12 protein-coding genes are annotated in these 11973 nt (G+C 60.2%); 6 read left to right on the top strand and 6 right to left on the bottom strand.

Going from position 1 to position 11973, the window contains the following annotated elements:
- Nucleotides 1-228: 228 nt before the first annotated feature.
- Together EGO55_RS15815 and EGO55_RS15810 are read right to left on the bottom strand one after the other, a co-directional pair.
- Nucleotides 229-1779, bottom strand: coding sequence for an ArnT family glycosyltransferase (locus EGO55_RS15815; RefSeq protein ID WP_124916809.1), 1551 nt, complete (start codon nt 1777-1779; stop codon nt 229-231).
- Nucleotides 1695-2816 carry a glycosyltransferase family 2 protein gene (locus EGO55_RS15810; RefSeq protein WP_021688407.1) on the bottom strand — a complete coding sequence of 374 codons (1122 nt, stop codon included), beginning with the start codon at nt 2814-2816 and terminating at the stop codon, nt 1695-1697. Before EGO55_RS15810 ends, EGO55_RS15815 begins: the two co-directional genes overlap by 85 nt.
- A gap of 401 nt (nt 2817-3217) precedes the next feature.
- Between EGO55_RS15810 and rplJ the strand changes: the two genes are divergently transcribed.
- Nucleotides 3218-3733: a 50S ribosomal protein L10 gene (gene rplJ, locus EGO55_RS15805; RefSeq protein ID WP_021688408.1), complete on the top strand. Its 516-nt coding sequence runs from the start codon at nt 3218-3220 to the stop codon at nt 3731-3733.
- An 80-nt stretch (nt 3734-3813) separates the two neighbouring features.
- Complete coding sequence (gene rplL / locus EGO55_RS15800) at nt 3814-4191, top strand: 50S ribosomal protein L7/L12 (RefSeq protein WP_021688409.1); 378 nt, start codon at nt 3814-3816, stop codon at nt 4189-4191.
- A gap of 105 nt (nt 4192-4296) precedes the next feature.
- Here the strand turns inward: rplL and EGO55_RS15795 are convergent, their stop codons facing one another.
- The 3 genes from EGO55_RS15795 to EGO55_RS15785 form a co-directional block, all read right to left on the bottom strand.
- Nucleotides 4297-5136, bottom strand: coding sequence for an SDR family NAD(P)-dependent oxidoreductase (locus tag EGO55_RS15795; protein WP_021688410.1), 840 nt, complete (start codon nt 5134-5136; stop codon nt 4297-4299).
- 104 nt (nt 5137-5240) lie between these two features.
- The gene (locus tag EGO55_RS15790; protein ID WP_021688411.1) at nt 5241-5942 is read right to left on the bottom strand and encodes a glutamine amidotransferase-related protein; all 702 of its coding nucleotides are present in this window, start codon (nt 5940-5942) and stop codon (nt 5241-5243) included.
- A gap of 38 nt (nt 5943-5980) precedes the next feature.
- A complete protein-coding gene (locus EGO55_RS15785; protein WP_052023571.1) occupies nt 5981-6331 on the bottom strand; it encodes a c-type cytochrome in 351 nt (116 codons plus the stop codon).
- A gap of 199 nt (nt 6332-6530) precedes the next feature.
- On the opposite strand from EGO55_RS15785, the gene EGO55_RS15780 reads away from it, so the two are divergent.
- The 4 genes from EGO55_RS15780 to bla all read left to right on the top strand — a co-directional run bounded on the left by EGO55_RS15780 (nt 6531) and on the right by bla (nt 11224).
- The gene (locus tag EGO55_RS15780; protein WP_040714776.1) at nt 6531-7916 is read left to right on the top strand and encodes an MATE family efflux transporter; all 1386 of its coding nucleotides are present in this window, start codon (nt 6531-6533) and stop codon (nt 7914-7916) included.
- Nucleotides 7917-8033: 117 nt separating this feature from the next.
- Nucleotides 8034-8321 carry a co-chaperone GroES gene (gene groES, locus EGO55_RS15775; protein WP_021688414.1) on the top strand — a complete coding sequence of 96 codons (288 nt, stop codon included), beginning with the start codon at nt 8034-8036 and terminating at the stop codon, nt 8319-8321.
- 50 nt (nt 8322-8371) lie between these two features.
- The gene (gene groL, locus EGO55_RS15770) at nt 8372-10012 is read left to right on the top strand and encodes a chaperonin GroEL (protein WP_021688415.1); all 1641 of its coding nucleotides are present in this window, start codon (nt 8372-8374) and stop codon (nt 10010-10012) included.
- Between the two features lie 228 nt (nt 10013-10240).
- On the top strand, nt 10241-11224 hold the full coding sequence (bla, locus tag EGO55_RS15765; protein WP_021688416.1) for a class A beta-lactamase: 984 nt from the start codon (nt 10241-10243) through the stop codon (nt 11222-11224).
- 105 nt (nt 11225-11329) lie between these two features.
- On the opposite strand, the gene EGO55_RS20750 is transcribed toward bla, so the two are convergent.
- The gene (locus tag EGO55_RS20750) at nt 11330-11779 is read right to left on the bottom strand and encodes a hypothetical protein (protein WP_052023573.1); all 450 of its coding nucleotides are present in this window, start codon (nt 11777-11779) and stop codon (nt 11330-11332) included.
- Nucleotides 11780-11973 lie beyond the last annotated feature (194 nt).

The raw sequence follows: 11973 nt of genomic DNA, 5'->3' as shown, positions 1-11973 counted from the left end.
GAAAAATTCATGCCACGCACGGAATATGTGGCCCCGAAACGCAGAAAAGGCCGCATGGCACCCACCCCTTGCGGGGCCGCCCTGCAGCATCCACGTCGCGTTTCAGGATAACCCGCCGCCTCCATTCCTGTTCTGCCTCCGCGCAAAGGCAGTCTTTCCCGAAGCGATCGGTCGCGCACTATGTAGTCCCGAACAGGTGCAGCGTCAACCACATGCCCGGAATTCCGCTCATTTCTTCCGATAAAGGATGAAACGCTCCTTGCCGATCATGGCGCTGACAGCCGGGCTGTAGCCCTGATGCAATTCCGCCATGACAACCGCCCGGCTGTCAGGATCATTGCTCTCCCCTGCCTGCGCCGCAATCAGGACGAACCGTGGCGATTGCGCCATAAGCCGTTTCAGTTCGTCCACCTGTGAAACACCCAGCGCATTGCGTTCCTTCACATGGCTCAGATGGCTGGGATAAGTATAGCGCGTCAGCAGACAGGACCGGGTCAGCGAATAAAGGCTGCTGGGCCCCTGATAGACGTAGAGGCATCCGGTGGGCTTTTGCCCGACCGCCGCCACGAAGGGGGCCAGTTCGTCGCCCGTTCCGTATAGCTTGCGATTGCCTGCGATGTGCCATGCACCCGCGACGATTGCGTAAGCCACCGCCGCATAGGCAAGCCAGCGCAGCCTGCCCGCCGCATCGAACAATGCAGCCGCCCCGATCGCCGCTGGCACCAGCACCGGCAGGGCATAGTGATCGTAAAAATCGCCAACGAGAAACAGTCCGGCCACCGCCGCGCAAAGCCACAATGCACAAAACCGTGCGGCAGGCGAGATACCGGCAGCCCGGCGCCAGGTCATGACTGTGCCCGCCATGGCCGCCGCCAGCACAGGCGACAGGATCAGCATGATGTGCGCAAGACGGCCCAATTGACGCGCGATCCCGACATCGCCGCGCGCAAAGAACGACACAAAGTTCGCATAAATGAAATCATCGCCACGCCCTGACGCGGCATAAACGGCCAGAAGCACGACGGTTGGCACAAGTGCGATACCAGCCCAGCCCGCCGCCACGCCCAGAACCATTGGCACCTTCGCCCCTCGCTGCCAAAGCCAGGCCATCAGCACCAGCCCGAAGAACACGCCTTCGAACACCGCTGTGTATTTGATCTGGAGCGCGATACCCGCACAGAGCATGGCCAACGCGCCCAACAGAATGCCGCGCCGCAGATCGCGTTCTTCCAGCACCCGCAACACGCAACACGCGGCAAGAACCATGGGCAAGTTGTAAAAGACCGGCGATTGCCCGCCGTCGCCACCAATCAGATTCAAGGCCGCGAGATAGAGCAATCCGGCACAGGCCGCAGCACGATCGGAGGTCCAGCGTCGGGCGATGCAGGCGATCGCCCATGCCGTGGCCGCTGCAAACAGCGTGGCGGCAATCTGATAGGCATAGACCCCGCCACCCAGCTTCGCGAACAGGGCATAGAGCAGGAACAGCCCGACCGATTTCCGATCCCAGATATCGCTATAGACCCACGCGCCTTCCCACATACGCTGCCCGACGAGCAGATAGAACTGTTCGTCAGACTGGATCAGCGGGTTTCCAAATTGCCAAACACGCAGCGCAAACGCTGCAAACAACAACAGGACGGGAATTATCCGGTTTAACCTGCCTTGTTCCGCAAATGCCCGCGCGGGGGCGATCACTTCTTGCGCCAGACCAGCAAAGTCGAAGCGCAGTAGTTCCAGAGCGATCCCACGATCACCCCGGCAATACCCGCCAGCCACCAGCGCGGTTCAGCAGCAAAGACCAGTACACCCACACCGACATTGGCCACGGCCCCCGCCGCGCAAACAAGGTAGAAGCCAAGCAACCCCTTGAACCATGCCCCGGCCGTCTTGTGGCGTATATCACGATAGGTGATGAGGTTGTTGAGCACGTAATTGAACAGAATCGCAATGGCCACCGCCGCCGACTGCCCCTGACCGAACGTGAAGCCCAGCCCCATGGACGTACGCAACACCAGCAAATGCACGACCAGCCCCAACGCACCCACGATCCCGAACAGGATCAACCGGGGCGGTATCCACCGCCCGCAGATACGATCAAGAATCTGGATAACAAATTCGAGCGCAACCGCGCTGTCGAGCTTGCTTTCCCCCGCATGGCGCTGGCGAAATTCGTAGGGAACTTCGGAAACGGTCAGCGGCCGCGCGGAAGACAGCACGATATCCAGCAATATTTTGAAACCCAGCGCCGACAGGTTCGGCGCAATCTCAACGAACACATCGCGCCGGATCATGAAGAACCCGCTCATCGGATCGCTGAGCTTCTGGGGCATTACCCGGTCGGCCACCCACCCGGCAAAACGGCTGATCCGTTCGCGGCTTTGCGACCAGTCGCCCGTACCGCCCGTTTCCGCATAGCGGGTGCCGATGACCAGTTCGGCACCGCCCTGCTCCACCCGGCGCAGCATTTCCGCCAGTTTGCTCTCATCATGCTGCATATCGGCGTCAACCACGGCCACAACCGGGGCAACTGTAGCGAGAAACCCTTCGATCACGGCAGCGGACAACCCCTTGCGCCCGATCCGGCGGATCAACCGGATATTCGCGCGCGTGCGGGCAATGCTCTCAACCAGTTCGGGCGTGCCGTCGCTGGAATTGTCGTCAACGAAAACGGCTTCCCACGCGATCCCGTCCAGCGCCGAATCCAGCGCCGCGATCATGGTCTGCACATTGTCCCGTTCGTTCAACGTGGGCACGATTACAGCAAGGCGCAGGCCGTTCTGGATACGATTGCCGGAAGAATCAGGTGATGCCATTTCAGGCCTTGCATTAGTGTTCAACAAAGCCAACCTCACGATCTGGAACCGGCACGGGTTACCGCAGCGCGCCTTACAGATTTCCTAATCTGGCACAAGATTCGCCGCGATGAGTTGACAATTATGCACGATTTGGCCAAAGGCCTGCCCGGTTCACTCGCCCGTCAGGGTTGGTGGCCATCCGTCCGAGACAGTCGGTGAAGGCAATCTGGCCTTCTTAATTTCCGGCCTAGACGGGGAAAAGAGATTTTCATGAGACATCGTACGATGCCTCATCTTCGCGTCATTGGCGCACCTCCTTCCCCTTCAACGGACTCGCCCGCACCGGTTTTCCGGTGTGGACAAACGTAGCCGGCCGTTCGGGCACGAACCCCGATCGGTCACATGTGAAGGAGTATGGCATGGATCGTTCGCAAAAAGCCGATTCGGTCGCCCAGCTCAACGCGGTCTTCAACGAAGTTGGCGTGGTAGTTATCACCCGCAACCTCGGCCTTTCGGTGGCGCAATCCACCGATCTGCGTTCGAAGATGCGTGATGTTGGCGCGTCCTACAAGGTTGCGAAGAACCGTCTTGCCAAGCTCGCCCTGAAGGAAACCCAGTACGAAGGCCTGGAGGAATATCTCTCCGGCCCGACCGCGATCGCCTACTCGGTGGATCCGGTTGCGGCAGCCAAGGCTGCGGTCGACTTCGCGAAGACCAACGACAAGCTTGAGATCGTTGGTGGTTCTATGGGCGGGCAGCTGCTCGATCAGGCAGGTATCAAGGCTCTCGCCTCGATGCCCTCGCTCGACGAGCTGCGCGGCACGCTGGTGGGTCTCATCAACGCCCCGGCAACGAAGATTGCCCGGGTCGTCAACGAACCCGCCGCCAAGCTCGCTCGCGTCTTCGGTGCCTACGGCGCCAAAGAAGCAGCGTAAGCGGTTATACGCACAAGCGAATTACCGGGGTGACAGAATGCACTGGGCCCCGATCAGTCAATTTATTGGAGTGTTGAACAATGGCCGATATCGCCAAGCTCGTTGAAGAACTTTCGAAGCTGACCGTCCTCGAAGCAGCTGAACTCGCCAAGGCTCTTGAAGAAGAGTGGGGCGTGAGCGCCGCTGCTGCTGTTGCTGTTGCGGCTCCTGCTGCTGGTGGCGACGCTGGTGCAGCTGCTGAAGAAAAGACCGAATTCGATGTCATCCTGACCGGCGACGGTGGCAAGAAGATTCAGGTCATCAAGGAAGTCCGCGCCATCACCGGCCTGGGCCTGACCGAAGCCAAGGCTCTCGTCGAAGGCGCCCCGAAGGCTGTCAAGGAAGGCGTGAACAAGACCGAAGCAGAAGACATCAAGAAGAAGATCGAAGAAGCCGGCGGCACCGTCGAACTCAAGTAATCGATCCTCTCTTCGAGAGATTATGCGAAGGGCGGCCCCGCAAGGAGCCGCCCTTTTCGTTTGCCCGCACATCGCTGAACAATGTGCCGTGCAGCACCGCCTCGATCATGCCAGTTCGGCGGCACCGTCCAACGTGCGAACGGGCACGCCAAGGCGATGGAGCAACGGCAGGCTGCACACGCTTTCCCCGCTCAATTCGCGGGCAGGCCTATGGCAAAGCTGCAAGGCGGCTTCCGCCATGGCTTCCACCGGCTCGAGATGATCGCGCTCATCCCATCCACCGACGGACAGGGCCCCTTCGCTGGCGACAGCCCCCACAGGTGCCAGTGCATTGACCGCAATGCCCGTATCCGCCAGCTCCACGGCCCATCCGGCCGTCAACCGGTTCAACGCCGCCTTGGTGGTTCCGTAAATCGTGGCATGGCCATCCTTGTTGAACTGAACCAGCCTGTCTGCAGGATCATAAGGCGCCGCCGGCGGCATGTTGGCCGTGGCGCTGGAGATGTTGAGCACCCACCCCTGCCCCTGCTGCTTCATATGGGGAAACACCTGCTGCGACAGGTCCTGCGGCGCAAAGACGTTCATCTGAAACGCCAGGTCCATCTGCCGCGACGTCGCTTCCCAAATCGGGATGAAGCGCGCCCATGCGGCATTGTTGACCAGCACATCGACTTTGCCGAACTGCGCAATCACTTCGGGCACGATACGCCCACGGCTCTCCGGATCGGCCAGATCGGCCTGGATCGTGTGACACTGCCCGCCCTGTGCGCGGATCAGTTGCGCGGTTTCATCAAGCGAACCGGGCAGTTTTCCGCCCGGTTCGGCCGTGCGCGCAACAATGGCGACCGCGGCTCCTTCCGCCGCAAATCGGCGCGCAATGGCGGCGCCAATGCCCCGGCTCGCGCCCGTTACAATCGCCACTTTACCGGCCAGTACCTTCGCCATCACATTCTCCCGAAAATCTGAATTTACAAGAGAAAGTTAGACCATGGTCTAATAATGTAAAGAAGGATCATGCCGCGCGCGCACGACGCCGGAGCAGGCACAGTTCACGCCGCTGCATTAGCCAGAAACGTGCCAATCCATCCGGCGGCCACCGCACGATCGAGCGGTTGATCGAGCGTGACGAGGGCATGGTCGACATCCTCATCACGCATGCCTTGCCCACGTTTAATTTCGGTCAGGGCCACGGCATAATCTTGGCTGAATTCCGGATGCAATTGCAGGGATATGGCAGGCTGATCGCTATAGGCCAGCATGCCATAAGGCGCGAATCCGTTGCCCGCGACAACCGCCGCCCCCGGGGGCAAGGCCACGACCTGATCCTGATGCGATGCTGGCAAGGTTATCGCGCGCTGCGCGCCGGTCCATGGTTGCGGACGCCACACCTCGTACCGCTGGGCACCGGCGCCCCATCCCTTGGGGGAACGTATGACCTTCCCACCAAAAGCTTCCGCCATGATCTGATGGCCAAAACAGATTCCCACCAGAGCGGCGCTGCCCTTCGCTTTACGCAAGAACGCCATCAACTGTGGAATCCATGGCAGGTGGTCATAGACGCCGCAGGCGGAACCGGTCACCAGATAGGCGGGACATGCACTCACATCGTCGGGAAAGTCACCCGACTGAACATCAAATACCTTATATTCATAAGTATTTGCACCGAATAGATCACGAAACATGTCAGCATAGCTGCCATAGCTGGAAAGCGTGGCTGGCGGCCGTCCGGCTTCGAGAATGCCAAGTTTCAAGGGCGACTCCTCACTCTCATTGCGGCAGCATCCCGGCGTCAGATCGATTTGAGGTAAGCCACCACTTGCGCGCGCTGGGTATCATTCTTCAAACCCGGATAGGTCATGCGCGTTCCGGGCACGATCTGACGCGGGGCCTTGATATAGGCATCCAGCGTGGCATCGTCCCAGACGAGGCCGGAATCCTTCAGCGCAGGACTGAAGTTGAAACCGGCGACATCCCCTGCCTTCGTACCGTAAATGCCTGCAAGCGAAGGGCCGATCAAATGTTTCCCGGGTTCGCTGGAATGGCAGCTGCGGCACTGCGCGAATGCCGGTGGCGGCGTAATACCGGCCTGTTCAGGAGCGGAGACGTCCGTAGCGGTTTCGTCATTGCCCTGCGCTGCCACGTCAGTCGCATTGTCCCCGGCTCCACCACATCCCGTGAGCGCCACCGAAAACAAACCGATCGTCCCCAATATCCTGCGCATTGGCATCCCCATACTGCAAAATCCCATAAAGCGTGCAGATCAGTCGCTTATCAGCCGTGGCCTCGCGCGCAACTATTCCCTTCCCCCTGCCCCGATGCTGGCCTATCGCGCCCGCCTTATGTCTGCTGCAGCCCAACCCTCTTCCTTTGCCGGTGAACTGAAGGCGACGCTGCTGCTCGCAGCACCCCTCGCGGCGGCCAATCTCCTGCAGATGGCCGTCCATGCAGTTGATGTCATTTTCGTTGCCCGGTTGGGGCAGGATGCGCTTGCGGCTGCCAGTCTTTCCATTTCGCTGTTCGGCTTGCTGATGTGGGCCTTTTCCGGCCTTACCGGCGCGGTCGCCCCGTTGATTGCGGCAGAACTGGGCAAGGGCCGCCACGCCGTGCGCGAAATCCGGCGCAGCGTCCGCATGGCTTTGTGGCTGGCGGTCCTGTCCGGCCTGTTCGGCATGGCAATTTGCGGTTTCGGTGGCGCGTTGCTCGCGGCAAGCGGGCAGGACCCGGTTATTTCAGAACTCGCAGGCGGATTTCTCAGGGTTCTCATGTGGGGTATGATCCCCATGATCATGGCCAATGTGCTGCGTACCTTTGTCGCGGCCATGGGCAGGCCGATATTTGCCACCCTGATCACCGCAGCGGCAATCGGCGTCAACATTCTGGCCAACTGGGTGTTTGTCTTCGGCGGTTTCGGCGTACCCGCGATGGGGCTTAATGGCTCGGCCGTGGCCAGTGTCGTCACTTCCGTCTGCATGTTCCTCGCCTACCTTGGGGTTGTGTGCGCGGATCGCCGTTTTCGCCGTTACTACCTGTTTGGCCGCTTCTGGCGGCCGGAAACAAAGCGATTGAAGGAAATCACACTGATCGGCCTTCCGATCGCGGGGACCATTCTGGCGGAAGCCGGACTGTTCAGCAGTGCCGCATTGCTGATGGGCTGGATTGGTAAGGCCGAACTTGCCAGCCACACCATCGCCCTGCAGATCGCGGCCTTTGCTTTCCAGATTCCTTTCGGCGTCGGTCAGGCGGCAACAATCCGTGTCGGCTATCATTTCGGTGCAGGCAACCGGGCGGCAATCGGCCATGCCGGACGGGCGGCGATCATGGTCTGCGTGCTCTTTTCAGTCGTCACCGCCTGTTTGCTGCTGTTCGCGCCCAGGCTGGTCATTTCGGCCTATGTTGACATTCACGCCCCGGCCAATGCCGTTCTGGTATCGCTGGCCGTACAATATCTTGCGATCGGCGCGCTGTTCCAGTTGTTTGATGGCACACAGGCCGTAGTGGCAGGCGCGCTGCGTGGGCTGCAGGATACCAAAGTGCCGATGGCGATCGCCATATTCGGATACTGGCTACCCGGTATGGGCAGCGCGCTCTGGCTGGCGTTCCACACACCGCTCAGGGGGGCTGGCGTGTGGTTCGGGTTCGCCATCGGTTTGGCCGTTGTCGCGGTGCTGCTGCTCTATCGTTGGCATGGTCGCGAACGGCTGAACCTTGTCGCGCAACTGCCATAAAAAATCTTCATGGTCACAACTTGACGGTGTGAAGTGCTGGCCCCATATGGCGGCCGCTGGCACTCTCGAAGAGGGAGTGCTAATCACAGTCAACCCTTTTTGGAAGAGGTCATAAACATGGCATTCCGTCCGTTGCACGACCGCGTTCTCGTCCGTCGCATCGAAGCTGACGAAAAGACCGCCGGCGGCATTATCATTCCTGACAGTGCCAAGGAAAAGCCGAGCGAAGGCGAAATCGTCGCCGTTGGCACCGGCGCCCGCGCCGATGATGGCAAGGTTACCCCGCTCGACGTCAAGGCTGGCGATCGCGTGCTTTTCGGCAAGTGGTCGGGCACCGAAGTCAAGATTGACGGTGAAGACCTTCTGATCATGAAAGAAAGCGATATTCTCGGCGTAATCGCCTGATTCTACTTTCTTTTTATCCCATTCATAACATTTGAAGAGGAATATTTCCCATGGCTGCAAAGGACGTGAAATTTTCGCGTGACGCACGCGAACGCATCCTCAAGGGCGTCGATACGCTCGCCAATGCGGTAAAGGTTACGCTGGGCCCCAAGGGCCGCAACGTGGTGATCGACAAGAGCTTCGGCGCTCCGCGCATCACCAAGGACGGCGTGTCCGTTGCCAAGGAAATCGAACTGAAGGACAAGTTCGAAAACATGGGCGCGCAGATGCTCCGCGAAGTGGCCTCGAAGGCCAATGACGCGGCTGGCGACGGCACCACCACCGCCACAGTTCTGGCGCAGGCCATTGTCCGCGAAGGCATGAAGTCGGTTGCTGCCGGCATGAACCCGATGGATCTGAAGCGCGGTATCGACCTCGCAGTCGGCAAGGTCGTCGATGATCTCAAGGGCCGTTCGAAGCCGGTTGCCGGTTCCTCGGAAATCGCCCAGGTCGGCATCATTTCCGCCAATGGCGACACCGAAGTCGGTGAAAAGATTGCCGAAGCGATGGAAAAGGTCGGCAAGGAAGGCGTTATCACCGTCGAAGAAGCCAAGGGCCTCGAGTTCGAACTCGATGTCGTGGAAGGCATGCAGTTCGACCGCGGTTACCTTTCGCCGTACTTCATCACGAACCCCGAAAAGATGACTGTCGAACTCGACGATCCGTTCATCCTGGTTCACGAAAAGAAGCTGTCGAACCTGCAGCCGCTCCTCCCGATCCTCGAAGCTGTTGTTCAGAGCGGCCGTCCGCTGTTGATCATCGCTGAAGATATCGAAGGCGAAGCGCTGGCCACGCTCGTGGTCAACAAGCTGCGTGGCGGCCTGAAGATCGCTGCCGTGAAGGCACCGGGCTTCGGCGATCGCCGCAAGGCCATGCTGCAGGACATCGCGATCCTGACCAAGGGCGAAATGATTTCCGAAGACCTCGGCATTAAGCTCGAAAACGTCACGGTTGGCATGCTCGGCCAGGCCAAGCGCGTCACGATCGACAAGGACAACACCACGATCGTCGACGGTGCCGGTGCAGCAGACGACATCAAGGCCCGCGTCGAACAGATCCGCGCCCAGATCGAAGTGACCACCAGCGACTATGACCGTGAAAAGCTGCAGGAACGTCTGGCCAAGCTGGCTGGCGGTGTTGCCGTGATCAAGGTCGGCGGCGCCACCGAAGTCGAAGTGAAAGAACGCAAGGACCGCGTCGACGATGCGCTGCACGCAACCCGCGCAGCCGTCGAAGAAGGCATTGTCCCCGGCGGTGGCACAGCCCTGCTCTATGCCACCAAGGCGCTTGATGGCCTGTCGGGCATCAACGACGACCAGACCCGCGGCATCGACATCGTCCGTCGTGCACTGCAGGCTCCGGTTCGCCAGATCGCAGAAAACGCCGGTCATGACGGCGCTGTGGTTGCTGGCAAGCTGATCGACGGCAACGACGAAACGCTGGGCTTCAACGCGGCCACCGACGTGTACGAAAATCTCGTCGCCGCTGGCGTTATCGACCCGACCAAGGTCGTGCGCACCGCGCTGCAGGACGCTGCTTCGGTTGCCGGCCTGCTGATCACCACGGAAGCGGCGATCGCAGAAAAGCCCGAAGACAAGCCGGCGATGCCGCCGATGCCTGACATGGGCGGCATGGGTGGCATGGGCTTCTAAGCCCACCCCAAGGCAAAAAATCGGGCCGGGAGATCGCTCTCCCGGCCCTTTTTTTGTCGAAAATGTAAAAAGATCACGCCACATCGCCATCAGTACTCGTCTCATCGCATGTATAGACTCGGTTCATCGCCCATACTGTTTCCGCGTGTGAGCAAATCCGTTATGTTTACGTTCAGGACGGACGGGTAAGATTATACAATGATGCACAGGGCAGTGAGGCGCGTTGTCATGGCACTGGGGCTAGGCCTGATGGTCTCCCAGCCCATGCAGGCGAGCGCGCAGGATTATACGTCGAATTTCGACGCGGTTCTGGGGACGGAGCTTCGCGCTCCTCGCGATTTCCAGCAAAAATACGCCAATCCTCTGGAAGCACAGGTCGCGCGCTACGCCGATGGCTCGAAAGGGCGCATTGGGGTTGCCGCAGTCGATCTGTCGAGCGGGCGGGAAATCGCCATTCTTGGCGACCAACGCTTTCCCATGGCGAGCACCAGCAAGGTTGCGATTGCCGCAACCTTTCTGGATGGCGTGGACAAGGGCAAATGGAGCCTGTCGAGCGAGTTTCCCTTGCTCGTGGCGGTGGCATCGCCGCGATTTTCCAGCGCAATCGCACCGGTGCGGAAAAGCACCTATATGTCTGCCAGCCAGTTGATCGATCTGATGATTACGCGCAGTTCCAACCCTGCGACGGACGCCTTGCTGGCCGCGATAGGGGGGCCGGCTGCGGTCAATCGCTGGATGCGCAATGCGGGCATCAACGATTTCCGTATCGATCGCGATATCGCGACCCTCGTGCGTGACGACGGCGAATTCGATCCCGCCTCGCATATTGACCAACGCGACAGCGCCACGCCCCGCGCCATGGTCCAACTCCTCAGCGGGCTGCATCAGGGCCGCTGGCTGAGCGCGTCAAGCCGCCGTGTAATCATGAGCGCGATGGAACGTTGCGTCACCGGCAAACGCCGCATCCCCGCCCTGCTTCCGGTCGGCGTACAGGTTGCGCACAAAACCGGTTCGCTGAATAACACCTCGAGCGATATCGGCATCATCAGCGGGCCGGATGGCCGCACGTATGCGGTTGCGATCTATGTGACCGGCCAGGGCACGCGCTTGGCCCGGGAAGAACGCATCGCGCAAATCGCCCGGGCGATCTACGATGGCTATTCCACCAATCCCGCGAACGACAGCAAAAGCTGGGTCAACGCGCGCTATTGATTGGAGCGAAAGGAAGGAGAGGCGGCACAAGGCCGCCTCCTCACCTTTCCATCATCCCGTATAACCGCGGGATAAACCGCAAGAGCAGCCTTCCTGGAGGGTGTCTCAGGCTAAAAGCGTAAAATAGCGACTGTTCGCGTCGCTTCGGCGGTGCGGCGCGCCTTGGCGCACAGGCAAGAATGTCCCCACAAATCCATGCGGCCGGCGCGAAGATCCGGGGATGCAATCCGATACAACCGGCCTGCACCGGTGCCACAGCCACTCATCATCGCCCGCCTGTGGCGCGCGCATACAAAAAGGGCGCGACCCTGAGGTCACGCCCTTTCCGTTTTCCGAATGGATCAGAAGATCACTCGGCTGCCTTCTTGGCAGCAGCAGCAGCGTCGGTTGCCGCACCAGCAGCAGCCTTGGCCGAGTCAGCAGCAGCACCAGCAGCAGCAGCAGCGTCAGCAGCCGGAGCAGCAGCTGCATCAGCAGCAGCGTCGGTTGCAGTTGCAGCAGCGTCGGTTGCGGTTGCAGCAGCGTCAGCAGCCGTGTCAGCAGCAGCTTCTGCATCAGCCAGAGCCGAGTCAGCGGTTTCGGTTGCAGCTTCTTCGGTCTTTTCCGAGCAAGCCGCGAGGGTCAGTGCACCAGCAGCAGCAGCGGCAGCGAGAACGATCTTGCGCATGTTATAGCAATCCTTGAACAGCGAGTGGAATACGTGAGGCATTATTCGTACCGCACGTAAAGCCTACCCCGAGGGGCAGACT

It is taken from the genome of Caenibius tardaugens NBRC 16725 (assembly GCF_003860345.1).
Lineage (GTDB): Bacteria > Pseudomonadota > Alphaproteobacteria > Sphingomonadales > Sphingomonadaceae > Caenibius > Caenibius tardaugens.
The sequence above is the reverse complement of the archived record's forward strand: the minus strand, read 5'-3'. Positions and strand labels throughout refer to the sequence as shown.

What these genes read in the sequence shown, in the direction of transcription:
- EGO55_RS20750 (WP_052023573.1), bottom strand. Translation starts at nt 11,779, where the DNA reads ATGCAGAAGCTGCTGCTGACACGGCTGCTGACGCTGCTGCAACCGCAA.
- EGO55_RS15795 (WP_021688410.1), bottom strand. Translation starts at nt 5,136, where the DNA reads ATGGCGAAGGTACTGGCCGGTAAAGTGGCGATTGTAACGGGCGCGAGC.
- groL (WP_021688415.1), top strand. Translation starts at nt 8,372, where the DNA reads ATGGCTGCAAAGGACGTGAAATTTTCGCGTGACGCACGCGAACGCATC.
- groES (WP_021688414.1), top strand. Translation starts at nt 8,034, where the DNA reads ATGGCATTCCGTCCGTTGCACGACCGCGTTCTCGTCCGTCGCATCGAA.
- EGO55_RS15780 (WP_040714776.1), top strand. Translation starts at nt 6,531, where the DNA reads ATGTCTGCTGCAGCCCAACCCTCTTCCTTTGCCGGTGAACTGAAGGCG.
- rplL (WP_021688409.1), top strand. Translation starts at nt 3,814, where the DNA reads ATGGCCGATATCGCCAAGCTCGTTGAAGAACTTTCGAAGCTGACCGTC.
- rplJ (WP_021688408.1), top strand. Translation starts at nt 3,218, where the DNA reads ATGGATCGTTCGCAAAAAGCCGATTCGGTCGCCCAGCTCAACGCGGTC.
- bla (WP_021688416.1), top strand. Translation starts at nt 10,241, where the DNA reads ATGGCACTGGGGCTAGGCCTGATGGTCTCCCAGCCCATGCAGGCGAGC.
- EGO55_RS15810 (WP_021688407.1), bottom strand. Translation starts at nt 2,816, where the DNA reads ATGGCATCACCTGATTCTTCCGGCAATCGTATCCAGAACGGCCTGCGC.